At 61.7% G+C, this 25,635-nt stretch carries 25 protein-coding genes and 4 tRNA genes; 7 read left to right on the forward strand and 22 right to left on the reverse strand.

Annotated elements, in window-relative coordinates:
• Positions 1 to 25: 25 nt before the first annotated feature.
• Positions 26 to 2,014 carry a murein biosynthesis integral membrane protein MurJ gene (gene murJ / locus MWL89_RS10395; RefSeq protein WP_244385968.1) on the forward strand — a complete coding sequence of 663 codons (1,989 nt, stop codon included), beginning with the start codon at positions 26 to 28 and terminating at the stop codon, positions 2,012 to 2,014.
• A gap of 70 nt (positions 2,015 to 2,084) precedes the next feature.
• Here the strand turns inward: murJ and MWL89_RS10400 are convergent, their stop codons facing one another.
• From MWL89_RS10400 to map, 8 genes are all read right to left on the reverse strand, one after another.
• Positions 2,085 to 3,539 carry a hypothetical protein gene (locus MWL89_RS10400; RefSeq protein ID WP_244385969.1) on the reverse strand — a complete coding sequence of 485 codons (1,455 nt, stop codon included), beginning with the start codon at positions 3,537 to 3,539 and terminating at the stop codon, positions 2,085 to 2,087.
• Between the two features lie 72 nt (positions 3,540 to 3,611).
• Positions 3,612 to 4,397, reverse strand: coding sequence for an ABC transporter ATP-binding protein (locus MWL89_RS10405; RefSeq protein WP_244385970.1), 786 nt, complete (start codon positions 4,395 to 4,397; stop codon positions 3,612 to 3,614).
• A gap of 661 nt (positions 4,398 to 5,058) precedes the next feature.
• Entirely contained in the window at positions 5,059 to 6,315 is a 1,257-nt protein-coding gene (locus tag MWL89_RS10410) for a coiled-coil domain-containing protein (RefSeq protein WP_244385971.1), read from the reverse strand.
• 33 nt (positions 6,316 to 6,348) lie between these two features.
• On the reverse strand, positions 6,349 to 7,404 hold the full coding sequence (locus MWL89_RS10415; RefSeq protein ID WP_180994990.1) for a murein hydrolase activator EnvC family protein: 1,056 nt from the start codon (positions 7,402 to 7,404) through the stop codon (positions 6,349 to 6,351).
• Between the two features lie 305 nt (positions 7,405 to 7,709).
• On the reverse strand, positions 7,710 to 9,578 hold the full coding sequence (asnB, locus tag MWL89_RS10420) for an asparagine synthase (glutamine-hydrolyzing) (protein ID WP_244385972.1): 1,869 nt from the start codon (positions 9,576 to 9,578) through the stop codon (positions 7,710 to 7,712).
• Positions 9,579 to 9,592: 14 nt separating this feature from the next.
• Positions 9,593 to 10,378 (reverse strand): aspartate/glutamate racemase family protein, encoded by a 786-nt coding sequence (locus MWL89_RS10425; RefSeq protein WP_244385973.1) that lies wholly within the window; start codon positions 10,376 to 10,378, stop codon positions 9,593 to 9,595.
• A 143-nt stretch (positions 10,379 to 10,521) separates the two neighbouring features.
• Positions 10,522 to 11,757 (reverse strand): carboxylate--amine ligase, encoded by a 1,236-nt coding sequence (locus MWL89_RS10430; protein ID WP_244385974.1) that lies wholly within the window; start codon positions 11,755 to 11,757, stop codon positions 10,522 to 10,524.
• 209 nt (positions 11,758 to 11,966) lie between these two features.
• Positions 11,967 to 12,737, reverse strand: a complete 771-nt coding sequence (gene map, locus MWL89_RS10435) for a type I methionyl aminopeptidase (protein ID WP_244385975.1) — start codon at positions 12,735 to 12,737, stop codon at positions 11,967 to 11,969.
• 288 nt (positions 12,738 to 13,025) lie between these two features.
• On the opposite strand from map, the gene MWL89_RS10440 reads away from it, so the two are divergent.
• On the forward strand, positions 13,026 to 14,279 hold the full coding sequence (locus MWL89_RS10440) for a lysozyme family protein (RefSeq protein WP_244385976.1): 1,254 nt from the start codon (positions 13,026 to 13,028) through the stop codon (positions 14,277 to 14,279).
• 106 nt (positions 14,280 to 14,385) lie between these two features.
• Positions 14,386 to 14,892, forward strand: coding sequence for a hypothetical protein (locus MWL89_RS10445; RefSeq protein WP_244385977.1), 507 nt, complete (start codon positions 14,386 to 14,388; stop codon positions 14,890 to 14,892).
• 133 nt (positions 14,893 to 15,025) lie between these two features.
• On the opposite strand, the gene MWL89_RS10450 is transcribed toward MWL89_RS10445, so the two are convergent.
• From MWL89_RS10450 to MWL89_RS10515, 14 genes are all read right to left on the reverse strand, one after another.
• Positions 15,026 to 15,211 (reverse strand): type II toxin-antitoxin system antitoxin, encoded by a 186-nt coding sequence (locus MWL89_RS10450; RefSeq protein ID WP_102377751.1) that lies wholly within the window; start codon positions 15,209 to 15,211, stop codon positions 15,026 to 15,028.
• 109 nt (positions 15,212 to 15,320) lie between these two features.
• Positions 15,321 to 16,280 carry an SPFH domain-containing protein gene (locus MWL89_RS10455; RefSeq protein ID WP_244385978.1) on the reverse strand — a complete coding sequence of 320 codons (960 nt, stop codon included), beginning with the start codon at positions 16,278 to 16,280 and terminating at the stop codon, positions 15,321 to 15,323.
• A 136-nt stretch (positions 16,281 to 16,416) separates the two neighbouring features.
• Entirely contained in the window at positions 16,417 to 17,127 is a 711-nt protein-coding gene (rplA, locus tag MWL89_RS10460) for a 50S ribosomal protein L1 (RefSeq protein ID WP_102377750.1), read from the reverse strand.
• Between the two features lie 90 nt (positions 17,128 to 17,217).
• Positions 17,218 to 17,721, reverse strand: coding sequence for a 50S ribosomal protein L11 (gene rplK / locus MWL89_RS10465; protein WP_102377749.1), 504 nt, complete (start codon positions 17,719 to 17,721; stop codon positions 17,218 to 17,220).
• 109 nt (positions 17,722 to 17,830) lie between these two features.
• Positions 17,831 to 18,367, reverse strand: coding sequence for a transcription termination/antitermination protein NusG (nusG, locus tag MWL89_RS10470; protein ID WP_102377748.1), 537 nt, complete (start codon positions 18,365 to 18,367; stop codon positions 17,831 to 17,833).
• Positions 18,368 to 18,371: 4 nt separating this feature from the next.
• Complete coding sequence (gene secE, locus MWL89_RS10475) at positions 18,372 to 18,797, reverse strand: preprotein translocase subunit SecE (protein ID WP_102377747.1); 426 nt, start codon at positions 18,795 to 18,797, stop codon at positions 18,372 to 18,374.
• Between the two features lie 163 nt (positions 18,798 to 18,960).
• Positions 18,961 to 19,037, reverse strand: a tRNA-Trp gene (locus MWL89_RS10480).
• Between the two features lie 18 nt (positions 19,038 to 19,055).
• Positions 19,056 to 19,205, reverse strand: a complete 150-nt coding sequence (gene rpmG / locus MWL89_RS10485; RefSeq protein ID WP_102374322.1) for a 50S ribosomal protein L33 — start codon at positions 19,203 to 19,205, stop codon at positions 19,056 to 19,058.
• 119 nt (positions 19,206 to 19,324) lie between these two features.
• The gene (gene tuf, locus MWL89_RS10490; protein WP_102377746.1) at positions 19,325 to 20,527 is read right to left on the reverse strand and encodes an elongation factor Tu; all 1,203 of its coding nucleotides are present in this window, start codon (positions 20,525 to 20,527) and stop codon (positions 19,325 to 19,327) included.
• A gap of 174 nt (positions 20,528 to 20,701) precedes the next feature.
• Positions 20,702 to 20,778: transfer RNA gene (locus tag MWL89_RS10495), tRNA-Met, on the reverse strand.
• A 5-nt stretch (positions 20,779 to 20,783) separates the two neighbouring features.
• Positions 20,784 to 20,859: transfer RNA gene (locus MWL89_RS10500), tRNA-Thr, on the reverse strand.
• 3 nt (positions 20,860 to 20,862) lie between these two features.
• Positions 20,863 to 20,947: transfer RNA gene (locus MWL89_RS10505), tRNA-Tyr, on the reverse strand.
• Positions 20,948 to 21,358: 411 nt separating this feature from the next.
• Entirely contained in the window at positions 21,359 to 22,435 is a 1,077-nt protein-coding gene (locus tag MWL89_RS10510) for an alpha/beta hydrolase (RefSeq protein ID WP_244385979.1), read from the reverse strand.
• Positions 22,436 to 22,618: 183 nt separating this feature from the next.
• Entirely contained in the window at positions 22,619 to 23,047 is a 429-nt protein-coding gene (locus MWL89_RS10515; protein ID WP_102379486.1) for a helix-turn-helix domain-containing protein, read from the reverse strand.
• 192 nt (positions 23,048 to 23,239) lie between these two features.
• On the opposite strand from MWL89_RS10515, the gene MWL89_RS10520 reads away from it, so the two are divergent.
• The 4 genes from MWL89_RS10520 to MWL89_RS10535 all read left to right on the forward strand — a co-directional run bounded on the left by MWL89_RS10520 (position 23,240) and on the right by MWL89_RS10535 (position 25,613).
• Positions 23,240 to 23,752, forward strand: a complete 513-nt coding sequence (locus tag MWL89_RS10520) for a YbhB/YbcL family Raf kinase inhibitor-like protein (protein WP_102377745.1) — start codon at positions 23,240 to 23,242, stop codon at positions 23,750 to 23,752.
• A gap of 592 nt (positions 23,753 to 24,344) precedes the next feature.
• Positions 24,345 to 24,551 (forward strand): helix-turn-helix transcriptional regulator, encoded by a 207-nt coding sequence (locus MWL89_RS10525; RefSeq protein ID WP_244385980.1) that lies wholly within the window; start codon positions 24,345 to 24,347, stop codon positions 24,549 to 24,551.
• The gene (locus MWL89_RS10530; protein ID WP_102377743.1) at positions 24,544 to 25,029 is read left to right on the forward strand and encodes a hypothetical protein; all 486 of its coding nucleotides are present in this window, start codon (positions 24,544 to 24,546) and stop codon (positions 25,027 to 25,029) included. The genes MWL89_RS10525 and MWL89_RS10530 overlap by 8 nt, the downstream gene beginning before the upstream one ends.
• Before the next feature lie 77 nt (positions 25,030 to 25,106).
• Entirely contained in the window at positions 25,107 to 25,613 is a 507-nt protein-coding gene (locus MWL89_RS10535; RefSeq protein ID WP_244385981.1) for a DNA-deoxyinosine glycosylase, read from the forward strand.
• Positions 25,614 to 25,635 lie beyond the last annotated feature (22 nt).

Consider the following 25,635-nt stretch of genomic DNA (forward strand, 5'->3'; position numbering starts at 1 on the left):
ATCCAAAAGCAAGAAGGCCCATTCGATGTCGGACAAGCTCTCACGAGCCAAACATACCCGCGAAGCGGTTGAACGCGAGCTCCTTCAGCTTCCCGATACCACTGGCTCGTTCCATCGGATCGGCGAGCTCGGCTTCGAGATCGACGAGGCGGATTACGATCCGTACGCGGGCCGCCACGCCAAACGGGCATCCGCCGGCGCAAGCAGCCCCGAAAAGGTCGGACGCCATGCAAAGCAGGCAACGACAGGCGGGTACACGCGATCCTCGTCGCCCAACGATGCTTTCGGCCGTCATGGCGCCGCGCTCGCTCCCGAACCCGAGATCTACAACGCCGCGGACGACATGCTCGCCCGCACCCCCGACGGCGACGATGTCGCAACCGAACTCGCCTCGCCCCCGAACGACGACGACAGCAAAACGGTCAGCTCGTCGGCTGCGCTCATCAGCGTATGCGTCATGATCTCGCGGATCACCGGATTCGTCCGTACGTGGGCGATGGCCTTCGCGCTCGGTTCGACCCTGCTCGCGAGCTCCTACACCGTGGCGAACAACCTTCCCAACATGCTTTACGAGCTCGTAGCGGGCGGCATGATCGTTACGGCGTTTCTGCCCGTGTACGTATCGGTCAAGAAGAAGCTCGGAACCGAAGAGGGCAACCGCTACGCTTCGAACCTGCTCACCCTCGTCGTGATACTGCTCGGCATCGTATCGCTTATCTGCATGGCCTTCCCCGCACAGGCCATCTTCACCCAGAGCTTCTACTCCGATCAGTCCGAAATGGCTACGTCGGTGTTCTTCTTCCAGTTCTTCGCCATCCAAATCGTATTCTACGGGGCGAGTGCCGTCGTATCGGGCCTCCTGAACGCGAACCGCGACTACCTCTGGTCCTCGATCGCGCCGGTCGCGAACAACGTGATCGTCATCGCGACGTTCTTCGCCTACGCCCTCATCGCACCGAACGACCCCGAGCTTGCGCTCTACATCATCGCCATCGGCAACCCGCTCGGCGTGTTCGTGCAGATGGCGATCCAGATACCGGCACTCAAACGCAACGGCATCCGCATCCGCCCGCGCATCGATCTGCACGACCCGGCCTTGCGCGAGACGCTCGCCATCGGCATTCCCGCCGTCATCGTCATGCTGAGCTCCACCGCCGTCGTCTCGGTCCAGAGCGCCGCATCCTATGCGTTCGCCGAAAACGGTCCCTCGATCATCTACTATGCGCGCCTGTGGTTCATGCTTCCCTACTCGTTTTTAGCCGTGCCCATCACCACCGCCATGTTCACCGAACTGGCGGACATGCAGGCGGAAGGCAACACCGAGGGCGTCAAGCGCGGCATCATCTCGGGCACGAACCAGATCCTGTTCTTCATGATCCCGTTCGCGCTCTACCTTGTCGTGTTCGCTACGCCCCTCATCACGCTCTACAGCGCCGGCGCGTTTACGGCAGAAAACATCCCCACCGTCGCAAGCTATCTGGCGGTATTCGCCGTATCGCTTCCGTTCTACGGCATCAACACCTACCTGCAGAAGATATTCAGCAGCCTGCGGAAAATGACGGTGTTCGCCGGGTTCAACATCATTGCGGCCACCGTACAGGTCGCGCTCACGGGAGCCGCGGTATTCGCCGCATCGAACGGAATCGCCGACATTCCCATCGAGAGCATCGCGGTTGCCGAGCTCGTGTTCTACCTGGTAGGAGACATCTGCCTGTTCACCTACCTGCGCAGGAGGTTCGGGGCGTTCGGACTCCGTTCGACAGCCAAGGCCTTCATCGTCGCGCTCGTGCTCGGCACACTCGGCGCCGCTGCGGGAGGCGGGGCGCTATTCGCCGCCCAAACGTTCATCGCCCCCCTCTCAGGCTCGATCGCGCAGGCGTTCGCCTACATCGTGGTCTGCGGCATCGTGAGTCTCGTCGTCACGTTCGGCATCGCGCTCAAGCTCAAGATACCCGAAGCGGCGTTTCTGAGCTCGATCATGGCGCGCGTGACCGGCAAGCTCAAGCGCAGGTAGATCCCAGCGCGTACGCGTTAGGCACGCTTGGCCCCGTAGCGCTTAGGCTCGCGAACCCCGCGAGGTCCGCCTACACGCACTCGGTTCCGTAATGCACGATGGCCGCGCACATGACGCAGGCAAGTACCACGGCACCCGCGAGCACGCCGAAGGATCCCGAAAACGATACGAGCATCAAGCAGACGGCCGCCACCGACGCACCCGCTTCGTACTCGATGCGGCGTCCCGTCAGGGGAAACCGCACCGCGTCGAAGCCGCGCATGAGCACGTACAGGACGTTGAGCGCAACGCCGAGCACGAGAGCCCAGACGAGAGGCACGCCCGTATAGGCCGCAAGGGGCACGATCGTCGCAAGCGACACCGCCGTAACGACGACGAACGCCGGAATCGTGTCGAACACGAGCAGTTCGAGCGCGCCGAAGGGCAGCCGATCGCGTACAAGGCGAATACGCATGTCATCGCCGAACGCGCGGGTTTCCTCCCGGATGCCGTGACCGAACAGAAGCAGAGCCAGCAGCCACACCATGATCGACGACAGCCCGCCCGTACCCGAAAGCGCGACCACGCCGATCGGCGCCGCCACGGTTCCCTGCATGATAAGCGTCGGCCATCCGTCGTACTGGCGGAGCAGCGAAAGGGCCGCACGCGAGGTCAGAGCCCAATGACCGCTGCCCCGCCCCAATCCGAACCGTACACGGCGCCTGGCGAGCTTCTTGCGCCGACGGTAGTCCCGTACGAGATTCGGATCGATGTTGAAGTTAAGCGATGCCGAAGCGAGCGGCTGCGTATCGGCGAAGAGAGCGCTCTCCTCGATGACGATCGCGCGATCGAACCGCGCTGCGAGAGCCGTCGATGCCGCTGTGCCGAAAAGCGCGATCGAGCCGAACGCAAAAGCGCCGGCCGCGAGACCCGACCCCCCGAGCAGGACGAAGGGGTCCGCATAGAGCGCGAGCGCCACGCAGCCCACCGCACCGAGAGCCGCAACGACGGCCTCGACGGCCACGGCGCCGAAGCGGCAGCCGCAGGCGAGGCGAACCGCCCCAACAAGCCAGCCCGCCGACGCTGCTGCGGCGGCGCCCATGGCGAAAAACACCGACGCCGCCATCGGGTCGAGCCCCGTTTGCATGCCGCTGGCCAATCCCGTGCCGAGCGCAAAGCCCAAAACCAACCCCGCGATGCCGCAGCCGACGCCGCGCAGAACCACGCTCGCCAAAACGGTGGCCTGCATGCGCATGCCGCCCGAAATCACGTACGCGATATCGGCATGGGAACATTTCAGAGGCGCGGTCCTCAAGCCCCGCACTCCCATTGCGGCGAATACCGCAACAAGTGCGATCAGGGCGAACCTGAACACGATGATCGATCCGTCTGCCGAAAGGGCCGCAAACGATGTCGCTACCGCATCGAGCATCGCAGCCCATAGCGCCACAAGCGCAATGGCCACGAAGCCGGCGATATAGACCTGGTACACCCGCTCCCCCGTACCGCCTTCGGATACGGGATCGGTGCCCGCGAGGTGCATCATACGCGAAAACGCCGTCCGAGCATGGCGGATACGGAGCCAGAGGAGAAGTCGGATATCGTGCAGCACGACCGCTCAGCCCCGCCGCGCGCAAACGCCGTCGGAAACACCCGGCGCACCGGGTGCGGTGGCGAGCGGCGCCGAGACAGGCCCGACGGAAGACAAGCCGTCTGCGAAGCCGTCGGATTCGACAACCTCGAGGCTTCCGTCCGCGAGACGGAGAAGCTGATCGGGCTTCAGGTTGGGAACGCCGTGGTGGCAGCTTACCAGCACGGCCGCCCCCGACGAACGCGCACCGTCGAGCAGCGAGCTCAAAACCTCGGCCGCCCCCGGGTCGAGCGGGCCGTAGGGTTCGTCGAGCAAGAGCAACCGGGGCATTGCCGCTAATGCGATGACGAGCGCGAGCTTCTGCCGCATGCCGCGCGAGTACGCTGACGGATACCGATCCCGATGGGCGGATAGGCCGAATGCGTCCATGAGGTCGTCGGCAAGCCCGTCCGCCGAGAGGCCTCCGTTCGCCTGCTGCACGAATCGGATATGCTCCTGCGTGGTCAGGTCGTCGTAGAAGGACGGCACGTCGGGCACATACGCTATCTCGCGGCGCTGCTCCCTGCTCGACCCGTCGAACGGCTCGCCGAACAGCTCGACCGCACCCGCATAGGGCCTCGTCCACCCTGCAAGGCACCGGAACAGGGTCGACTTTCCCGCCCCGTTCGGCCCGACGAGAAACGAGATCGAGCCTTGGTCGAGCGAGAACGACGCTTCGGCGAATACCTCCGCAGCCGCGTAGCGGCATGCAAGGCCGCTCACGCGCAAAGCGCACCCGCATCGATCCGTTTTCGCGCATCCTTCACCGCGCATATCGCCCGCCTCGCTTCCATCCGTTCGCTTCGCCGTGCGCCGGCGAGCAAAGCTTGCTCGGCCGTTTGCCGCTCGCTGGCAAGCCCGTCGTTTCAACGGCGCATGCGTCACGCAAGGCACGCCTCCCAGCCGACGTGCGGCGATCTTTTCCGCAGCGCCCTGCATCCAGTATGATCGAATACCTCTGGTTGACGCAATGGACGTCTGGTTGACCGCACGATGTCGCCGTCAACCGGCCGGATACCGAGCAACGCTCAACGGTCCAGCGCACGACGCTCGCCGGCCAATGCGGTAAAAGAAGGCTCCTCCTCCCCCCCCCCGTGCTTTCCCGGTTCCGGAAGCGCGCCGCATGCAGGCGCTCGAGGGTTCCCGGCGCATGCCCGAACCGCAGCGGACCGCGAACGGGACACGATGTCCGCGAAGGCGCTCCATGCGATGCAAAACGGCCTGTTTCAGCCAAGCAGAAAGACGTTTCCGCAGGTCGCGTAAACGCATTGCCTGAAACGGCAGCCGAAAACGTCGCACGGAGGCGGTTGGCGGACACAGCTTCCGCCCGCAGGGTGCAAAAGGATGCCCGCCCGAGTGCCGGACGCGGGAAGCGGGCGGTTGAAAAAACGGCACCCGCGAGCGGGTGCCGAACCGTACGTACGTCAGGGGTGCGCTAGAATCTCAAAGCGAGCGAGAACTGGGGCCAGGACGAGTACTTCACCACGTCTCCCGGCTGGGGCGCGTGGATGTAAGTGCCGCCGCCCGATGCCGTGCAGATGGCAACGTGGCCGCTGTTCCAAAGCACGTCGCCCGGCTCGGCGGACGAAACGGGGCCGGACCACGCCGCTGAATTCGGCATGCCGTAGGTGGTACGGGGGATGGTCTTGCCCACCTGCCTGTAACACCAGTACGTGAGGCCCGAGCAGTCGAGTCCGACGCCCGGCGTATTGCCGCCGTACACGTAGGGAGTGCCCAGACAGTACACCGCATAATCGACGACCGATCCGTTCGGCGGAACGTAGTTGCCGCCGCCCGAGGACGAGCCGCCGCCCCCGCCGTCGTTACCGCCTCCGCCGCCGTCGTTACCGCCTCCGCCGCCGTCGTTACCGCCTCCGCCGCCGTCGTTACCGCCTCCGCCGCCGTCGTTACCGCCGCCTCCGCCGTCGTTACCGCCGCCTCCGCCATCGTTGCCGCCGTCGTTGCCGCCGCTGTTGGACGAGCCGCCGCCACCCGAGCCCGAGTTGGGTCGGTTGGCGTTCTCCTCCGCCTCGGCCGCACGCGCTGCCGCAGCCGCCTCTTCCTGCTCGGCCAGCAGCAACTCGCGGGCTTCGGCGTCGAGGGAGTCGAGTTCGGCCTGCAACGCTGCAACCGTCACCTCGGCGTTCTCCTTGTTGACGCGTGCCTCTTCGGCCTTATCGGAAGCAATCTGCTCCTGTTTGGAGAGCTCTTCCCTCTGGGCTTCGACTTCGGCGCGCAGATCTTTGGTCTGCTGGACCATCGTCGCATCGTTTTCGTTCATCTGGTTGAGGATGTCCCAATTGGTCACGAATTCCTCGAACGTAGTCGCACCGAGCAGCAGGTCGAGAAACGACGTGCCGCCGCTGCGATACATGCTGCGCGCACGGGTGCCGAGCTTTTCCTGCAGCTCGGAAATCTGCCCGCTTGCCTCGTCGATGCGCGCCTGCGCCTCATCGCATGCGGCGACCGCTGCATCATGGGCGTCGAGCGCCGCGTAGTATTCTTCCGATTTCTGGGAAAGCTCGGACTGCATGGCGGCCACGCGACTGCGCACCTCGTCCGCCTCGGCCTGTTTGGAGGCAGATGTCGGGTCGGCGAACGCCAACGACGGCATCGTAAGCGACACCGCGCCGAAAGCCGCCGCGCCGCCGAGAAACGCCCGCCTGGTTACCTTTGTTCGATTCTGCTCCATAAAGTGCGCCTCCTCAGTTTTCTGCCCGCGTGCTTAGAAGCTGAAGTAATTGCGGGGGTTGACTGGAGTTCCGTTGATTTCTATCTGGAAGTGCAGGTGGGGTCCCGTCGAATAACCGGTCGATCCCACGTAGCCGATCAGATCGCCGGCGGAAACCTGTTGGCCGACCGTCGCCGCCTGAGCGCTCATATGCATGTAGATGGTGCGCACGCCGTTGCCGTGCGATACGATGACGGCGTTTCCGCCCGTACCGTACCATCCCACGTACGTAACCGTTCCCGGCCCGGCGGAAAGGATATCGGCACCCGACGCGGCACCGAGGTCGATGCCGTTGTGGTAGTTGCCGTCCCAAGCGCCAGCCCATGCGAACTCGTTGGTCACACCGTAGTACGACGGGCAGGGGTTGACCCATCCGGAAACGTTCACAGAACCGTCCCCGCCCGACGAGCCGGCACTCGAGGATCCGCCGCCGCCCGTCCCGGGAACGACGGTCGATTCCGCAAGCTTCCTCGCCTCTTCGGCCCTGCGCTCGGCTTCTTCGGCGGCGATGCGTTCTTCTTCTTCCTTAGCCTGCAGCGCAACGACCTCTTCGTTGACGCGGGTAAGCTCTTCCTCCATCGATGCTTTGGTGGTTTCGATCTCCTGCTGGGCAGCCTTGGCGTTCTCGACCTCTTCGGCCGCCTTGGCCTTCTGCTCGTTGTATTCCTGCTCGGCAGATTCGGCTTCGGCCTTCACGTCCTTGCTCTCCTGGATGAGCTCGGCGTCCTGGCTCGATATCTTCTCGAACGCATCCCATGAGGTAACCAGATCCTCGAACGACGTCGCACCGAGCAGCACGTCGATGAACGACATCGAGCCGCCCGTCTTGTACATGCTCGTCGCGCGCTCGCTCAAACGCTCCTGCAGCTCGGCAATGCGCTCCTTGGCGGCCTTCACGCGCGCTGCGGCATCTTCGGCGGCCGCCTTAGCGGTCTCGTACTCCTGCGTTGCACGCTCGTACTCGGCGTTGGCCTCGTTGAGTTGGGTTTGCAGCGAATCGATGCTGCGCATGATGTCGTCGGCCTCGGCCTGTTTCTCGGCACTTGTCACGGCGAATGCCTGCGCGGGAGCAAGCCCCACCAAGGAGGCTGCCAAAAGAAGCGCCAGGAACACGGACGTGGTTGTACGGAAAGTGCGTTGTGTGGTTAAAGTCAGCATATGCACCTTATTTCTATGAAATTGCTTGAAGCATGGCCGATCATAGCAAAGCCCCGCGAGCGAAACCAAGCCATTCAAGAAAGTCACATAAGGTCTTCTTATATCGGAAAGACCCCTTTTGCCTGCACTTTTCGCCCACGCTGCGCTATATGTTGCGAACGGCTGAACACCGCATACCTCATGTATGGAAACGCCCGCTATGCGCGGCACTGGGCACGGTTGCCCGTACCGAAAAACTCCTCGTACCATACGATGAAGGTGTAGAACGACCAGATTTTCTGCATATGCGAAACCTGGCCCGAACGATGTTCGTCGAGCAGCTTCACGAGAGCTTCGGGCACGAAGAACTCGTGCGCGGTCTCGCCCGTGAACGCCGCTTTCACGCGCTCGTAGTACTCGTCTTCACGCAGCCACGTGGCAAGCGGCGAAGGGAAGCCGAGCTTCTCCTTGCCGTACACGCGCTCGGGCAGATGGCGGGCGGCGGCGTGGCGCAGGGCGATCTTCGACTCGTCGTTGGCGGCACGGTAGCGCGAGGGTATCTTGAGCGCCAGCTCGAGCACGCGCTTGTCGAGGAACGGCACGCGCAGTTCGAGCGAATGGGCCATGGACATGCGGTCGGCCTTGAGCAGGATGTCGAACGCCATCCACGTCTGCATGTCGACGTACTGCAGCTGCGTCACCGCATCGAGGCCCTCGACGTGATCGAAATAGCGTCTCGAGCGCTCCTGCGGCGTAGGCCCGGTGATCGGATCCTTGAGGAACCGCTGGCGGTCCTCGTTCTCGAACACGTAATCGGCACGGGAGAAACGCTCCCACGGCTCCATCGCACCGTGCACGAGGAAGTGCCGTCCTTTGAACCGGGGGAGCTTGCCCGCAACCGCTCCAAGAGCGCGGCGCACGGGGCGGGGAACGCGCTTGCAGTAGGTTCCGAGATGGGCTTCGGCGAGGTAGTTGGGGTAGCCGCCGAACAGCTCGTCGGCGCCCTCCCCCGACAGCACCACCTTCACATGCTTCGCAGCGCTTTCCGCCAAGAAGTACAGCGGGTTCTCAGACGGGTTCGGCAGCGGCTCGTCCATGTAGTACTGGATGTCGGGCATCGCGTCGAAGAAGTCGGCGGCAGATATCTTGTTGGAGATGTTCTCCACGCCGAGCTCGTCGGAGAACTGCTTCGCGTAGGAGAGCTCGCTGTACTGCTCCTCCTCGTAGCCCACCGAAAACGTGCGGATCTTCGTTCCCTGCGCGAACACGCGATCGACCACGTAGCTCGAATCGACGCCCGACGAGAGGAACCCGCCCACCTCGACATCGGCGATCTGGTGAGCGCGCACCGATTCGGAGAACACGTCCTCGATCGACGAGGCCCACTCGTCGAGCGAGGGATCCTCGTCGATCGCATAGGTGGGATTGTAGTAGCGCTCGGTGGTGAAGCCGTCCTCGGTCCATTCGAAATACGAACCCGGCATGAGCTTGTACACGCCCTCGAACAGCGTGTTCTCATCGGGAAGATACTCGTAGGACAGATAGTCGGCTATGCGCGTGCGATCGATGCGCTTGTCGAAGCCGGGATGATCGAGAAAGCTCTTGATCTCCGAGCCGAACAAGAACAGGCCGTTTTCCCGATAGTAGTAATACGGCTTGATACCGAAGATGTCACGGGCTCCGAACAGTTTCTTCTCGTTCTTGTCCCAGATGGCGAACGCGAACATGCCGCGCAGCCGATCGAGGATGCCGCGGCCGTACTCCTCGTATCCGTGCAGGATGGTCTCGGAATCCGATTTGGTTGCGAACACGTGCCCGCGGGCGATCAGCTCTTCGCGCAGCTCGGGGAAGTTGTATATCTCGCCGTTGAACACGAGCACCATCGATTCGTCCTCGTTGAACAGCGGCTGACGGCCTCCCTCGAGGTCGATGATCGAAAGGCGCCGAAACGCAAGCGCCACCTCGTCGTCGATGTAGTACTGGGCGTCGTCGGGGCCGCGGTGCTTGATGCGGTCCCCCATGAGCTCGATGACGCGCGCGGCGTCAAGGTCGGCGTAGTTGTTGATGAATCCTGCAAATCCGCACATAGTCTGCGTCTTCCTTACTCTATCGTCCTCGACCCGACAGCGCCCCGCTCGTCAAGGCAGCCGTCGGGACGCACATGGCATCGGTACTCGTCTCTCAGATTGCGGGCCTTCGCGCCGCATTCGGTAATGCATTTCCAGGCAAGCACGTCGAGCGCATCGACGATGCACGCCCCGCCGCGCATGCGAGGCAACCCCAGAAGCGATAATTCGGTGCATCCAAGCATGATGCCGTTGCATCCCGCATCCGTCAACGCATCGCACACGTTGTCCACCTTCTCGGCGTCGGCAACGCGGCCCGCCTTCACATCATCGTAGATGATGCTCATAACCTTCGCCTGCACCGCCTCATCGGGCAGCATCGACTCGATCCCCGCAGCGCCGAGCGCGCGCTGGTACACCCCCGTCGCAAGCGCCCCGTCGGTTGCGAGCACGCCCACGCGAGTGCATCCGAGATCGGAGGCGAACGCCGCCGCAGAGGCGGGCATGTCGACGAAGTGCGACCGCCCCAGCACCGAGGCGATCTCGTCGAGGCGCGCATGGGCCGTGTTGCACGGCGTGGCGAGCACGCCGCATCCTGCCGCTTCGAGTTCGCGCGCGGCTTCCTGCATGGGCTCGACGAACGATTGCGCGCCCGGTTTGCCGAGCAAGTAGGCAGTCCGATCGGGTATATGGGGTCGATTGAGGATGGTCACGTCGAGATGCTCCTGGTCGCACGCGGCATCGGTATATGCGACAATCTGGGCGAACAGGCGCGCTGTCGCTGCGGGGCCCAATCCCCCGATGATTCCGAGTCTCTCCATGCCGTCACCTCGCTTCCTCTCGACACGATTTTCGCCTCCGTCTCTCCGCGAAGCGCGCTCGATCGCGCACGTCGCCATGGCCCGATGCCCGCCATCGGCTGTCCGATCGGATTCGCAGGGAGCTGCGAATCCGGGGGTTTCTCCTAATCGTCGATGCCCCTGCGGTTGAAGCACTCCTTGTACTGGCGCCGGTAGTTGCGCTGGTTCATGCGGTAGCTCACGTAGCGCAGAAGCGAGCGGTCGTCTTCAGACCAGTACGAACGGCTGACCCTGCCCGCTGCGATAAGGCGCTCTGCGCGCTCACGCGCCGACGGATCGCTTACGTACGTGCGGATGACCGAGAGCGGGATCATGGTCCACAGGCGTTCGTCCTCGAGCGTTGCGATGTCGATCGGGCGATCCTCGCCGTACACGACATCGCGCACAAGATAGCGGGCCAGGTTCTTGCCCGACGCGGTGGCGAAATAGCTCGAGCGGCCTTGGCGCGGATTGATCTCGAACAGCTTGTACGAGCCGTCGCGCTCGTCGTATTTCAGATCGAAGTTCGAAAAGCCCACGTAGCCGATCTCCTCGAGAAAGCCCTTGATGCGCTCGTTGACGCCCTCGTCGTAGCCGGTCATGATGGCACCGTAGCTGCCGATGCCCTCCGGCGTGTGCTCTTCGAGCAGCACATCGCCGAGCACCATCATCTTCACGGCGCCCGCCGCATCGCTGTAGCAGTTCATCACACGCATGCGCGTATCGTCGCCTGGAACGAAATCCTGCACGATCATGCTGTCCTGATAGCTCGATGAGTACACGCCCTCGAGGATGCGGCGCATCTCGTCGGCAGTCTGGACGACGAAAACCTTCTTCTTGCCGGGAAAATCGCAGTTCCAGTACGCAACGCTGTTCGAGGGCTTTACCACTACGGGATAGGCGAACGGCGGCTCGAAGCCCTTTGCCGTCGCAGCCGTCACCTCGCATGTTTCGGGAAACTGAAGGCCGTGCTTCGCGCAGGTATCGTAGAACCGCTCCTTGGTCGACACAAGGTCGTACTGGTCGGGCGACATGATGGTGAACCGGTAGCTGTCGCGCAGCTTTTCTTGGTTGCGCACCAGCATCTTGGTATAGTTATCGCCGCACGGAACGAGCACGAGCGGCACCCCCCGATGATCGCGCGCATAGCGCAAGAGCGTGTCGACGAACACCTCGTCTTCCTCGAGGCGCGGTTCGCACACCTCGAAACGGACGATCTTGCTGTGCTGGCAGATATGGAATGCGCCTTTTCCGATAGCCGCAGAAACGACCCCGTACTCCTCGAAGAACGAACGGGCCATTCCGTAGGCGTTGGCGTCTCCGCCCAAAAGCACCGGGGCGAAATCAACTGAAGTCTTCACGCGGATCCTTTTCCATTCCCGCCTGTGCGGGTTGATTCGTACGATGAGCGTCTATTATAAGCAAGCGGGGCAAACCCCGAAGAACATTGCCCCGCTTGTCCGCTAAAGATACATACCGAAGAACGCTCAACAGGCACGTTGCGAGCAAGTGCGCCAACGCTTCGGCGCGCGGACGCGCAACCGTCCTCGCACACCCCGTGCCGAATTCCCTAGACCGGGCGCCGGTGGTCCTTTTCGGTCGTAAGGATCAAGGGGCCGTCTTCGGTTATGGCGACGGTCTTCTCGAAATGCGCCGAGGGCATGCCGTCGCGCGTGACCACAAGCCATCCGTCGGGCATCTGTTTGGTTTTATGGGTTCCCACGTTGATCATGGGCTCGATGGCGAGCACCATGCCGGGCTCGAGCAGCACGCCGGTGTGCTTGCGCCCGTAGTTGGGTACGTTGGGATCTTCGTGCATGTTGCGCCCGATGCCGTGGCCTACGTATTCGCGCACCACGCCGTAGCCCGCAGCTTCGGCGATCTCCTGCACCGCAGCTCCGATATCGCCGAGACGGTTGCCGGGCCGAGCGGCTTCGAGGCCCGCCCACATGCACTTTTCCGTCACGTCGAGTAGCCGCTGCTTCTCCTCGGAAATCTTGCCGACCGCGTACGTCCATGCGTTGTCGCCCACCCAGCCGTCCACGATGGCCCCCGTATCGACCGAGAGGATATCCCCCTCGCGAAGGATCACGTCGGCTGCGGGGATGCCGTGGACGATCTGCTCGTTCACCGACGCGCAGATCGATCCGGGAAAGCCGCCGTAGCCTTTGAATGCCGGGATGCCTCCCTCAAGGCGGATCAACGTCTCGGCGAAGCGGTCGAGTTCGAGCGTGGAAATGCCGGGCTGTACGCGTGCGCCGACCTCGCGGAGCACCTTTGCCGAAATGCGGCCGGCTTCCTTCATCGCTTCGATTTCCGCCGGTGACTTCTTGATGATCATGCCGTATGCACCTTATCCTTGCTGTCGTTTTTACGCCTCGGCACAGTATAGCACTCCCGTATATGCGCCTTCGACCGTTGTCATGTTTGCAAATATGACCGTTTTGCATGGTTTTTCACAAAGCCGCAACCATCCCTCATCGCGCGACTCACAAATCAAAAACAAAGCCAACGAACGATATGCGGCGCAGCAACGAAGCGCCTTGCGCGCGCGAGGGGCAAGTCACCATCGAGTCTACGACGCTTCGCGCCGTCAGACGAGAGACAGCCAACACGAAAGGAGGCCCGAATGAACCCGTTCGAGCAGAAACCCGAGAAGAAGATGGACGAGATGGTCATGGACTGGAGCACCATGAGCCCGAAACCCTACGGCAAGCTGGAGGCCGACCCCTACACCAAGACGCGCATCATCCTCATGAACGGCATCGAGGTCGAGGCGGTCATGTTCGGCCACAACTTCCACCGCAACTGCCCCGACAACGACCTGCGCCGCGAGCTCGCCTACGTGCGCCGCATGGAGCAGCAGCAGCAAAAGCACGTGAACTGGATGAGCCCGAGCGACGAGACGCAGCTCGAACTGACCATCGGCTACGAGCACCTCGCCGTCGATCTGACCGCCTGGCTCGCCATGCACGAGCCTGACGAGTACGCGAAGGCCTGCATGGACTTCGCCCTGCTCGAGGATTTCGACCATCTGTACCGCTACGCCGACCTGCTCAAGATGGACGAGGACATTCCAGCCCACAAGCTCGTGAGGGGCTATGTCGAGATCACACCCGGCCGACCCACCATCGCACATCACCGCCATCCCTCGGAGGCCGTGAAGGAAGCACGCGATTTCAAGACCGCCGACATCCGCACGAAGCTCGGAGCGCTCATCCTCACCGCAGGCGAGCAGCAGACCATGAACTTCTACATGAACCTCGGCAACACCTACCCCGAAGGCGTCGGCCGCGATCTCTACCAGGAAATCGCCATGGTCGAAGAGCAGCACGTGACCCATTACGGCGCGCTGCTCGACCCCACGTGCACCTGGCTCGAGAACATGCTTCTGCGCGAGTACATGGAGTGCTACCTGTACTATTCGTTCTTCGAGACCGAGGTAGACCCGTACGTCAAGAAGATGTGGGAGATGCACCTCGAACAGGAGATCACCCACCTGCACAAGGCCGCCGAGCTCCTCGAGAAGTACGACGGCAAAGAGTGGCAGGAAACCATGGGCACCGACGGGGAGTTCCCCGAGCTGCTCGACTTCCACGAGACGAAGGACTACGTGCGCGACGTCCTCGCCAACCAGGTTACGCTGACCGCCGACAAGGAGGACTTCGTCGAGGTCGACACCCTGCCTGCCGACCATGAGTTCTTCGCGTGGAACGCCCGGGTGAACGGCCGCACGCAGGACGTGCCGAGCCATAAGGCCATCCGCGAACTCCAGGACAAAGCAGGCGAAGACTACCGCTCCGAAGACGAAGAGAGCCCCGTTGAAGGGCTCCGCGACCGCAAGAAGGACAACACCGACCTCGGCCGCAAACAGAGCGCGTAGCTTCGGGTTCGGCTCCTTGCTGCTCAGTAAAAGGAACGCAGCTTCAAGGCCGCGCTCCCGTCGGTCCATCGGGTACAATAGGGGCCATAGCACGAAAGGCGAACAGGTGGACGACGGGAACAGGAAGCATGCAGCTTGCGCAAAGGCGGCCGAGGAATCGGGGGCGCCGCGCGCGTGCCCTCAGCCAACCGTGTACAAGGCGGTGCTCTGGGCAGCGCGCGTAGCGGTTCTCGCGGTGTTCCTCATGAACGTGCAGTGCGCAGTGCAGTTCATCGTCTGGCCCGATACGTTCGCGCCCGCCTACGAGCTTTCGGGAGTCGCGGGCAACATCGCGGTTCAGGGGCTCGGGGTCGCGTTCCTCATGTGGAACGCGACCTACCCGCCCGTCATCGTTGATCCTGCCAAGCACCGCACCCTCTTCGCCGTAGTGTTGACGCAGCAGACGATCGGGCTTATCGGGGAAAGCGCCATTCTCGTCTCGATCCCCGCAGGGCACGACCTGCTCGCATCGAGCATCGCACGTTTCGTGGCGTTCGACGGCGCGGGCCTCGTCGCCATGGCGGCAGCGTTTGTCGTCCTTTCGCTCTTTTCGAAGCGCATGCAGGCGACATGAGGCCGCCCGCTGCGACCCTCTCGGAAGCGCCGTCCCGCTCGGAAGACGGCCGGTTGGCGTTCGAGGCTCAAGAACCCGGCAAAACAAAGCGGGCGGCCGTTGATAGCCGCCCGCGTACGTTCCTCGATCTTCTCTAGCCCTCGTCCGACTCGTCGGCGGGCGCATCCCTCTTGCCCAAGCGACCGGCATCCTTGAGCGACTTGCGCAAGATGAACTCCACCTGCGCATTGACGCTTCGAAGATCGTCGGCGGCCCATCTCTCGATAGCCTCCCATATCTCCGAATCAACGCGTAAAGGATATTGCTTCCGCTTCGCCATAACGCTTCCGGTACCGCCTTACTGTCATATTCCGCCATCTGCCCACAAATGCGCGGCGCACCGCTTTCCGTCCAGGAAACCGCCGCGTGTGCCGCATGCAGCCGTTCGCTTATTGATACAGTGTACCCGTATTGAGCACGGGCTGGGCTTCGGAATCGCCGCAGAGAACCACCATGAGGTTCGAAACCATCGCCGCACGGCGCTCGTCGTCCAAATCGACCACGTGCTTCGCCGCAAGCTCGGAGAGCGCCATGTCGACCATCGAAACCGCACCCTGCACGATCTTCTCACGGGCGGCGATGACGGCCTCGGCCTGCTGGCGGCGCAGCATCGCCTGGGCGATCTCCGGAGCATATGCAAGGTGCGTCAAACGCGCATCGTCGATGACCACGCCGGCCTTCTCGAGGCGAACGGAGAGCTCCTCCTTGAGCGCCGCCGACACCTCTTCGATGTTGCTGCGCAGCGTGATCTCATCGCTGTCGGAATCGTAGGCGTACGTGGTGGCCACGTGGCGCAGCGCGGTCTCGCTCTGCGTGTGCACGTAGGAGCTGTAGTCGTCCACGTCGAAGATGGCCTTGGCGGTATCTTCGATGCGCCATACCACCACATCGGCAATCTCGATAGGGTTACCGTTCTTATCGTTCACCTTCAAGTGCTCCCCGTTGTAGGTACGGGCACGCAGCGAAAGCCTGAGCGAACGGGCCGTCGGTTTTCCGTTGGCATCCACGGTCGTGCCCGCCGAGCGCGAGTAGAACGGGTTCGCCCAGTGGAAACCCTCGTCGCGCACGGTTCCGCGATAATCGCCGAACAGAATGAGCACGCGCGCCTGGTTGGGCTGTATGGTAAAAAAGCCCATAAGCAGGACGAAGGGACCTACGCACAAAGCGACGATGCCCACGACGAGCAGCACGACGCCGAGCACTTCGGTTCCCGTAGCAACGGGCATGTCCTCGGGCGACAGCATCATCGCACCCGCTATGATGGCAGCGACGCATACCGCCGTAAGCACCACCACGACGAACAGCATGGGCCACCCGCTTTTTACTCGAACGGACTTCTCTGCGGCCATAACGTCCCCTTTCCTTCAAGGCGGGCCAATGGCCCTATCCTCGCTTTGTTGATATTAAGATGATATCACATTGAAATCAAAAAAGAAAGGAGCCCTCGGGCTCCTTCCGTTTGCGCTCAGTACAGCTTCAAGTGAGTTATTCAGCTGCAGCGGTGTAGTTGCGCGTCACCGACGAATCGACCGGAACGCCGGGTCCCATCGTCGAGGTGACGGTGATCGACTTGACGTACTTGCCCTTGGCGGCAGCCGGCTTCATGCGGATGATCTCGTCGTAGACGGCTCCGTAGTTCTCAGCGAGCTGTTCGGGGGTGAAGCTCACCTTGCCGACGATGACATGCGCGATGCCGTAGCGGTCGGCGCGATACTCGACGCGGCCGCCCTTGAGCTCTTTGATGGCCTTCGCCACGTCGTTGGTAACGGTACCGAGTTTGGGGTTCGGCATGAGGCCGCGCGTACCGAGGATCTTGCCCAAACGGCCGACCTTGGCCATCTGGTCGGGGGTCGCAACGGTGGCGTCGAAGTTGATGTTACCGGCCTGAATGTCGGCGATCAGATCGTCGGAACCGACGATGTCGGCGCCGGCTTCTTGAGCCGCACGGGCTGCGTCGCCCTCGGCGAACACGGCAACGCGGACGGTTTTGCCGGAACCGTTCGGTAGGCTGACAGTGCCGCGAAGTTGCTGATCTGCCTGACGGGTGTCGATGCCCAGGCGGAAGTGCGCTTCGACGGTCTCGTCGAACTTGGCGGTCGAGATCTCCTGCACGAGCTTGATTGCCTCGAGCGGGGCGTAGGGGCCCTCCCCGATCTTCTCGACTGCTGCACGGTAGTTTTTGGATTTCTTTGCCATTTCGTTTTCCTTTCGTGGTGATGGCGAGCGGGCAAGCGCTCTTCCACATCGTTTTATGCAAGAGGAGCCCAAGGACTCCCTTGGCTTCGCTTATTCCTCGTCGAGCGTGCGGCCGGCGAGCATGGCGGCGAGCTTCTTGGAAGGCACGTAGGTCTTCTTCGGAGCGCGACCCTCGATCTGGACGCCCATGCTGCGAGCGGTGCCGGCGATGATCTCCATCGCAGCCTCGATCGTGTTGGCGTTCAGGTCGGGCATCTTGGTCTCGGCGATCTCGCGAAGCTGGTCCTCGGTGAGCGTGCCCACCTTCTGGAGCTGCGGGACGCCAGAGCCGCTCTGGATGCCGAGCTTTTCCTTGATGAGGATGGCCGCGGGCGGGGTCTTGGTAACGAACGAGAACGTCTTGTCCTCGTACACCGTGATCTCGACCGGGATGATGGTGCCGGCTTTATCCTGCGTCTCGGCGTTGAACGCCTGGCAGAACTGCATGATGTTGACGCCCTGGGCGCCGAGTGCCGGACCGACCGGAGGAGCCGGGTTTGCGGCACCTGCGGGGATTTGAAGCTTAATGAAGCCGGTTGCTTTCTTTTCAGCCATGATAGAAACGTTCCTTTCAGCTGATGCTATTTCAATCTCACTCTATCAACAAAGCGTCTTGCGTGAGAAGCCCCGTCCACCAGGCACGCAACGCTCATGATATCCAACTTTAAATCTTCGCCACCTGATCGAATGAAAGCTCGACCGGGGTTTCGCGCCCGAAGATCGAAACCATCACCTTGACCTTGCCGGCCTCGGGCGATACTTCCGAAACGACGCCGTCGAACTCCGCCAAAGGACCGGAAACGACCTTGACGGACTGTCCCACTTCCAAGCTGGAAGATACGACGCTCTTCTTGTCCTTCGCCTTATCCGTCCGCTTCATGATCTTGTTGTACTCTTCGCGCGTCAGCGGCGCAGGATTGCCCTGGCTGCCCACGAAGCCCGTCACGCCCGGCGTGTTGCGGACCGCAGCCCAGCTGCGATCGTCGAGCTCCATGCGAACGAGCACGTATCCCGGGAAAACCTTCTTCTCGTTCTCCACGCGACGGCCGCCCTCTTTGATCTCGGTGACCATCTCGGTGGGGATTTCGATGCCGAAGACGTTGTTCTCGAGGCCCATCGTTTCGATGCGCGTCTCGAGGTTCTTCTTCACCTTGTTCTCGTAGCCCGAGTACGTATGAAGGACATACCACTTTTTCGACATTCGATTACACTCCCAAACCTGATATGGCGACGAGTACCGGGGTCACGATGAAGTTATCGAGCACCGAAACGTAGATGCCGAAGAACAGCAGAGCAACGACGACCACGCCGCTCCAACGGAGCACGTCGGCTTTCGTCGGCCAAGTCACGCGCTTCATCTCGGCGCGAACCTCGCTCAAGAAACCCGGTTTCTTGGGTTTCTTTTCCGGCTTCTTCTCTTCCTTCTTGGCGACCTGCTTCTTCTCGGCAGGATCCTCGGCCTTATCGGCCTTCTTGAAGAGCTTCAGCTTAGGCTTTTTCTCAGCTTCGGCATTGGCTTCGGCTACATCTTTAGCCTCGACCTCTGCACCCTCGACCGTCGCCTGCTGCTCTCGCTTTGCTGCACGGGCGGCCGATGCTTTCGCTCGCTGTGTCTTTGATTTCTTAGCCATCTGCATCCTTTATTCGCGGCGGAATCTATCCGCCTTATAACGCCAAACAAGCAGCCTCATCTCAAGACTGCTCGACCAACCATATCGGTATCGATCAGCAGCCTGATCCCAAGCTGCTTCTCTCGCAAGCAACTTCGAACCAAGCTGCTCAAACTAAACAAGCTGGCAGGCCAGGAGGGACTCGAACCCCCAACATGCGGTTTTGGAGACCGCCGCTCTACCAATTGGAGCTACTGGCCTATTGCTTTCCCTGACTACTTACCGAGTTTCCTTGTGCAGCGTATGGTGGCCGCACCACTTGCAGTACTTCTTCATCTCGATGCGATCAGGATTATTCTGCTTGTTCTTCTTGGTCGTGTAATTGCGGCGCTTGCAATCAGTGCACGCCAATGTGACCAATGTACGCATGAATTCTCCTTTTATTGTAACGTTGTGCGCTTCGATTCATACACATGATAAGCGATTCGCATACGGAACCCGCAGGATAGTGCGGGCTCCGTCTTAAGCATTCGTTCAGTCGAGCCTTGTTACTTGATGATCTTGGTAACGCGGCCGGAGCCAACGGTGCGACCGCCTTCGCGGATAGCGAAGCGCAGGCCCTCTTCCATGGCGATCGGGTGGATGAGTTCGCCCTTCAGCAGCACGTTGTCGCCAGGCATAACCATCTCGGTGCCCTCCGGAAGGTGGGCAACGCCGGTGACGTCGGTGGTGCGGAAGTAGAACTGCGGACGATAGCCATCGAAGAACGGGGTGTGACGGCCGCCCTCTTCCTTGGTCAGGATGTAAACCTGGCCCTCGAACTCGGTGTGCGGGGTCACGCTACCGGGCTTGCAAAGAACCTGGCCGCGAACGATCTCTTCGCGCTTCACGCCGCGGAGCAGGCAGCCGATGTTGTCGCCGGCCTGAGCCTCGTCGAGGAGCTTGCGGAACATCTCGATGCCGGTGCAAACCGTGGTCATGGTCTCTTTGATGCCGATGATCTCGAGGTTGTCGTTGACGTGGAGGGTACCGCGCTCGACACGACCGGTGGCAACGGTGCCGCGGCCGGTGATGGTCATGGTGTCCTCGACAGCCATCAAGAACGGCTTGTCAACGTCGCGCTCGGGAGTCGGGATGTAGGAGTCGACCGCATCCATGAGCTCCCAGATCTTGGCCTGGTAATCGGCGTCGCCCTCGAGAGCCTTGAGAGCGGAACCGCGGATGATCGGGGTGTCGTCGCCCGGGAACTCGTAGCTGTCGAGCAGCTCGCGAACTTCCATCTCGACAAGCTCGAGGAGCTCCTCGTCGTCGACCATGTCGCACTTGTTGAGGAACACGACGATGTAGGGAACGCCAACCTGACGGGCGAGCAGGATGTGCTCGCGGGTCTGAGCCATCGGGCCGTCGGTAGCAGCGATAACGAGGATCGCGCCGTCCATCTGAGCAGCACCGGTGATCATGTTCTTGACGTAGTCGGCGTGGCCGGGGCAGTCAACGTGAGCGTAGTGACGAGCATCGGTCTCGTACTCGATGTGAGCGATCGAGATGGTGATGCCGCGCTCGCGCTCTTCGGGGGCCTTATCGATGTCCTCGAAGGCCGTGAAGTCAGCAGCAGCGGTGCCGTGGGAACCGTCGTTGCTGGACAGGGTCTTGGAAATAGCAGCGGTGAGCGTGGTCTTGCCGTGGTCAACGTGGCCGATAGTACCGATGTTAACATGCGGCTTGCTGCGCTCGAACTTCTCCTTAGCCATTGTCATCCTCCTAAAATAGGCTCGCTTTCGCGATAGAGATAATAAGGTGCGCTTCGCGTGCCCTCCCGGGCACCTTCTAAGCTGGGTGCAATTTCTTGCAAGTAAAAAAAGCGCATGCACCGTACGGGGCATGCGACGTAAAGCACGAACCGTTCGTTCGTGTAAATTCCAAAATGGTAGCGGTGACTGGATTTGAACCAGTGACGCCACGGGTATGAACCGTGTGCTCTGACCAACTGAGCTACACCGCCATTAGTGGAGCCTGCGACCGGACTTGAACCGGTGACCTCTTCGTTACCAACGAAGTGCTCTACCGACTGAGCTACACAGGCAGATGGTGGGAGCGCTAGGATTCGAACCTAGGTAAGCATAGCTAACGGGTTTACAGCCCGTCCCCTTTAACCACTCGGGCACACTCCCAAATGTCTGCTCAACTCATGTGTATTTATCAAGCTGCCTGCTTGCGCATCGCTTTGGCGCGATCGCGCGAGCAGATGAATAATACGCTAGGAAAAGCGGGGTGTCAACGGTTTACACGCCCCCGGGTGTATCTCCACCATTCCTCCGTTTCTGCACTTCCCTTTTACCAGCGTACGGTAGATCGGGCCAGCGCAGCAAACGTTTGCGCATTATCAAGGCTCACCGAAGTTTGCCCGCGGGATATGATAATACGTCAGATGAGATTTAAAAAGACCCGATTTTTGACGAACGTGCGCATCGAAAGACCATAGGCGTTCGAAAGCGGCGAACGGTCGCGCCGTATTTGCCGCCGCACGACGCACGCTCAGGAATGGGGCGCGAGCGAAAACGTCTGCCCAAACGCACCGGCTCTTACCTTATTATGGCACCGTCACCCATCGCCGCCATCGCAGCCGCCCGGTCGACGGCTCCGACGAAACCATCGGGGTGTTCGTAGTGGATGTCGTGGCCTGACTTGATGCGGACGGTCTCGCAGTCGTCCACGAGCTTCTCGACGCGCAGCGCATCCTCGTCGCTGTTGGCGGCGTAGAGCACGCCGTCTTTTCCGTACTGCGTTTCGGCTTTGAGGTACACCGTCGGACATGCGATCGACTCGAGCATGCAAGCCTGCTCGCCCTCGCTCACCCACGTACCCCGATAAAACGCTTCGCTGAACTGCGGGTCGAAATCATCGTAGTAGTACATGCCCCTCACCCAGTCGTGGGGCACCCATGAAAGCACGAGGTGGCCTTCCTCATGCGCCGCCCGCTCGGCAGCCGTCCATTTCGCGATCTTGGGCTGCAAGCCGCCGAACTGCGAGAAGAGGTAGCTGTGCGCAGCGTAGAACACGGCGAGATCGTCGATTTCGTCTTGCTGGAGAAACGCGTGGACAACCTCGAACCCGTCGAGCCACGCAAAGCATCCGGGCTCCTGCTGCATCGCTTCGGGCGTCACGCGGAAAAACGGCGGGTCCTCGAGAACGAGCGCGGCTACCCGCTCGGCATCGTTCGCGGCAACCCATGCGGCGATGATTCCCCCCGACGAGAGACCCGACACGATATACGGCTCGCCGATCATCCGCTCGGCGAAGGAGACCAGAGAAGCGCCCTGGGTCGCGCAGGTGTAGAGGCTGGGATCGTGCGCCGATTCGCCATGCCCGAAGCAGTCGATCGCGAACACGTGGTACGACTCGGCGAGGCCCGGCAGAACGCTCGCGTAATCCTCCCACTGCATCGATTGGCCGTGAACGAGCAGCAGCGCAGGCCCGCTGTCGGGGCCCTCGGCGTAGTTGACGCGCGTTCCGTCGATATCCGCCTGCTTCTCCTCTAAACCGGCAGCATGCGCCCGCTCTATCATGCGCGCCTCGCCATGCCTGTTGCGGTCGACGTACAGGGCGAGCGCCACCGCAACCGCCACGACGAGCACTCCGACCAGCAACGCGATTGCCATACCGACCTTCTTTCCCTTACCCGCCGCTCCTTCGCCGCGTCCGGCAACGGCAAGATGTCCCGTTTTGAATCGCATTCGGCTTCGCCGCCTCGCCCGCCTCAGACCGCGCGTCTTGCACGTGCGCCTCAGCCAAGTCTTCGCCTCCCGAGCCGCAGCCGAGCAAACCCGAAAGGTCGCGACCGCCTAGCGCTTTTCATCCGCCTGATCGAGGAGCGCCTCCACGCGCTTCATGAAATCGTCGGCCTTGACGATCGCGATGCCCTGTCCCTCGTCACCGAACACGAGCAGCGAATCGCCGGGGCGTATGCCGAACAGATCGCGCGCCTGCTTCGGTATGACCACCTGCCCGCGCTCGCCCACCGTCACCGTACCGAACAAATGCTTGCCTCGCGGCGGCATGGGAAGCGCCGTGCCGTGCGGGTCGTAGCTCACCAGAGCATCGAGCGACACGTCGAGTGCCTCTGCCAGAGCTGAACCGTTCCCCAAGTCGGGCACGGTCTCGCCGCTCTCCCACTTCGCAACCGTTTGGCGAGAGACGTCCAAACGCTGTGCAAGCTGCTCTTGCGTGAGGCCGCACACTTTGCGCCTGCTTTGAATATTCATACCGATCATGTTTTTCATACTCCTTCGCACCAACCATAGTAGTTCGCCGAAAGGCTTCAATCCACCAACCGATCATGGCATATTCGGATGGAAATGTTGCGATCTGTTTACATGCCGGGCCTTACGCCCAACGATGCGCCGGACTCTATACTATAAAGGTATGCGAAACCCCGCCCGTTCAACCCGACCGAAAGGAGCCCCATGAAGATCTCGGTACCTCTGGAAAACGGCATGCTCGCCGACAAGTACGGCAAGCATGCTCCTGCCGCGTATCAGCTCGAAGGCCACCCGACCGTCTCGTTCCCCTTAACGATCGCCGACGTTCCCGCAAACACGAAAAGCCTTGCCCTCACGTTTCTCGATTGGGACGCCATACCGGTGAGCGGATTCTGCTGGATACACTGGCTCGCCTGCAATTTCCCGGCCGGCACCACGCTCATCCCCGAAAACGCGAGCGCCTCGGGTGCCGTACCCTGCGTGCAGGGATCCAACAGCGATTGGTCGCCGCTTGCGGGAAGCTGGACCGATCCGCGCATCATCCATCGGTACGCCGGCCCCTACCCGCCCGATAAAGACCACGTTTACACGCTCACCGTCTACGCGCTCGATACCGAGCTCGATCTCGAAGAGGGCTACTTCCTCAACGAATTCAGGCGGGCCGTGCGCGGCCACGTAATCGAGGAGGTCGTACTCGACCTGCCGAGCAGGGCGTAGCGAGGGCGGGCTGCGAGCGCAGTGCCAGGCGCCGCGAGCGCGAGTTCGCCGCAGGCGAGGCACCGCGAGGCGCCGCGAGCGCGAACACGTTGCTGGGCGGGGGATGCCTTGAGCGAGAGCGCATTGCGGAGCGCGCCCGAAGCGAATCCGCATCGTCGATAGCGCCTTGCTTTATTGATAATGCGTTTCTGCATGAAAACGGCTTTCGGATGGCGGCGAACCTTCGGTTTGCGAAATTCGGAAGGCGAACGGGACTTTTGGGTTCGCACTGCTTCGGCGTATCGCCTGGTCGGGGTTTCTAACTGTTAACTTTTCGACCGTAAGCGTGCGTAGAAACCCGATTCGGCGGCGCAAAACGGCGATTCGCAACCATTTTTGGTGGGGTTTCGATAAAACCCGACAGGCTGAAGCAAGGGCGGGTACGAGCCGGTGCAAACAGATCAAACCCGCCGTACGCCCATCTTCGCAATCGTTTGCCGCATGCCTTTTCCTCCAATATGGAAAGCTCGCTTTACATATCGACCGGCATGCGGTATGCTCTATGGAAAGCTAGCTTTACATTCATTCGAACCGCGCCATCGGGAGGAGCTTCGTGAAGAACCGCGTTGAAGAACTGCGCCGGGAGCGCGGGCTTAACCAGGAGGCGCTCGCAGACGCGCTGGAAGTCACCCGCCAAACCATCAGCTCGCTCGAAAAGGGACGCTACAACCCCTCGATCACGCTCGCGTTCAAGATCTCCCGCTATTTCGGCAAACCCATCGAAGACATCTTCGTCTACGAGGAGGAAGACAATGACTAACCAGGACATCGAGAATCTTCCTGAGCCCGTCAAGAAACAGCGCGGCTCAATCCGCATCATGGGTATCGTGTGTCTGGCGGTTGCCGCCCTGTACTACGTTTCCCTGATCGGCGTCGTCGCGAACGTGCCCCTCATCACCAGCCTGTTCGGCACCAACCCGCGCGTAGCGATCATCCTCGGGGTCATCGGGACGATCTGCCTCGCCTTCGGAATCGGCACCTTCCACTACCAGGCGAACAACGCCGAACGGCTCAAGGAGATGACCTACGGGCAGACCGACGAGCGCTATCGGCTGATCCGCCTCAAGGCGAACGCCGCCATGGGAACCTCGTTCTTCACGCTCGTGCCCTTCGCCATCATCGGCCTCAAGATGACCGGCCACATCGACCTTGTCGGCATGACGGTGTTTTTGGGCGTCTGGATCGCGAGCCTCGTCGTGGGCGCCATCGCCCTCGCCTACTACCAGAAGCGCCTCTAGCTCATGTAAATACGAACAGATGTTTCATGTGAAACATCTGTTCGACCGATGGAGGAACCCGCACACGGAAAGCAGCCATGAACGAACCTTGCCGCATAGCGCACCCGCTTGCCCCCATCTTCGACGAGCACTCGAGGGTGCTCGTCTTGGGGACGATGCCCTCCCCGACCTCGCGCGAGGTCGGCTTTTACTACGGGCATCCGCAGAATCGATTCTGGAAGGTGCTCGGTGCCCTGTTCGATGAGCCCGAACCTCGCACGAACGAAGAGCGCACGGCGTTTCTGCTCGCCCGCCGCATCGCGCTGTGGGACGTGCTCGCTTCATGCACGATCGAGGGCGCTTCGGATGCGAGCATCGCAGACCCCGTACCGAACGACCTCTCGACCGTCGTCGACGTCGCGCCCATCGAGGCCGTGTTCACCACCGGCGCAAAGGCCGCGGCGCTCTATCGGAGGTTCGACGCCGATCTCGCCGAACGCCTCGTCCATACCGCGCTGCCCTCCACGAGCCCCGCGAACGCCCGCATGCGCATGCCCGATCTCGTTGCCGCCTACCAGCCCTTGAAAGACGCGCTCGCAATCTAAGCTGCATCGCCCAGGCGCGAAC

It is taken from the genome of Raoultibacter timonensis (assembly GCF_022845715.1).
Classification (GTDB): Bacteria; Actinomycetota; Coriobacteriia; order Coriobacteriales; family Eggerthellaceae; genus Raoultibacter; species Raoultibacter timonensis.

What these genes read in the sequence shown, in the direction of transcription:
- murJ (WP_244385968.1), top strand. Translation starts at nt 26, where the DNA reads ATGTCGGACAAGCTCTCACGAGCCAAACATACCCGCGAAGCGGTTGAA.
- MWL89_RS10400 (WP_244385969.1), bottom strand. Translation starts at nt 3,539, where the DNA reads ATGATGCACCTCGCGGGCACCGATCCCGTATCCGAAGGCGGTACGGGG.
- MWL89_RS10405 (WP_244385970.1), bottom strand. Translation starts at nt 4,397, where the DNA reads ATGCGCGGTGAAGGATGCGCGAAAACGGATCGATGCGGGTGCGCTTTG.
- MWL89_RS10410 (WP_244385971.1), bottom strand. Translation starts at nt 6,315, where the DNA reads ATGGAGCAGAATCGAACAAAGGTAACCAGGCGGGCGTTTCTCGGCGGC.
- asnB (WP_244385972.1), bottom strand. Translation starts at nt 9,578, where the DNA reads ATGTGCGGATTTGCAGGATTCATCAACAACTACGCCGACCTTGACGCC.
- MWL89_RS10425 (WP_244385973.1), bottom strand. Translation starts at nt 10,378, where the DNA reads ATGGAGAGACTCGGAATCATCGGGGGATTGGGCCCCGCAGCGACAGCG.
- map (WP_244385975.1), bottom strand. Translation starts at nt 12,737, where the DNA reads ATGATCATCAAGAAGTCACCGGCGGAAATCGAAGCGATGAAGGAAGCC.
- MWL89_RS10440 (WP_244385976.1), top strand. Translation starts at nt 13,026, where the DNA reads ATGAACCCGTTCGAGCAGAAACCCGAGAAGAAGATGGACGAGATGGTC.
- MWL89_RS10450 (WP_102377751.1), bottom strand. Translation starts at nt 15,211, where the DNA reads ATGGCGAAGCGGAAGCAATATCCTTTACGCGTTGATTCGGAGATATGG.
- MWL89_RS10455 (WP_244385978.1), bottom strand. Translation starts at nt 16,280, where the DNA reads ATGGCCGCAGAGAAGTCCGTTCGAGTAAAAAGCGGGTGGCCCATGCTG.
- rplA (WP_102377750.1), bottom strand. Translation starts at nt 17,127, where the DNA reads ATGGCAAAGAAATCCAAAAACTACCGTGCAGCAGTCGAGAAGATCGGG.
- rplK (WP_102377749.1), bottom strand. Translation starts at nt 17,721, where the DNA reads ATGGCTGAAAAGAAAGCAACCGGCTTCATTAAGCTTCAAATCCCCGCA.
- nusG (WP_102377748.1), bottom strand. Translation starts at nt 18,367, where the DNA reads ATGTCGAAAAAGTGGTATGTCCTTCATACGTACTCGGGCTACGAGAAC.
- secE (WP_102377747.1), bottom strand. Translation starts at nt 18,797, where the DNA reads ATGGCTAAGAAATCAAAGACACAGCGAGCGAAAGCATCGGCCGCCCGT.
- rpmG (WP_102374322.1), bottom strand. Translation starts at nt 19,205, where the DNA reads ATGCGTACATTGGTCACATTGGCGTGCACTGATTGCAAGCGCCGCAAT.
- tuf (WP_102377746.1), bottom strand. Translation starts at nt 20,527, where the DNA reads ATGGCTAAGGAGAAGTTCGAGCGCAGCAAGCCGCATGTTAACATCGGT.
- MWL89_RS10510 (WP_244385979.1), bottom strand. Translation starts at nt 22,435, where the DNA reads ATGGCAATCGCGTTGCTGGTCGGAGTGCTCGTCGTGGCGGTTGCGGTG.
- MWL89_RS10515 (WP_102379486.1), bottom strand. Translation starts at nt 23,047, where the DNA reads ATGATCGGTATGAATATTCAAAGCAGGCGCAAAGTGTGCGGCCTCACG.
- MWL89_RS10520 (WP_102377745.1), top strand. Translation starts at nt 23,240, where the DNA reads ATGAAGATCTCGGTACCTCTGGAAAACGGCATGCTCGCCGACAAGTAC.
- MWL89_RS10530 (WP_102377743.1), top strand. Translation starts at nt 24,544, where the DNA reads ATGACTAACCAGGACATCGAGAATCTTCCTGAGCCCGTCAAGAAACAG.
- MWL89_RS10535 (WP_244385981.1), top strand. Translation starts at nt 25,107, where the DNA reads ATGAACGAACCTTGCCGCATAGCGCACCCGCTTGCCCCCATCTTCGAC.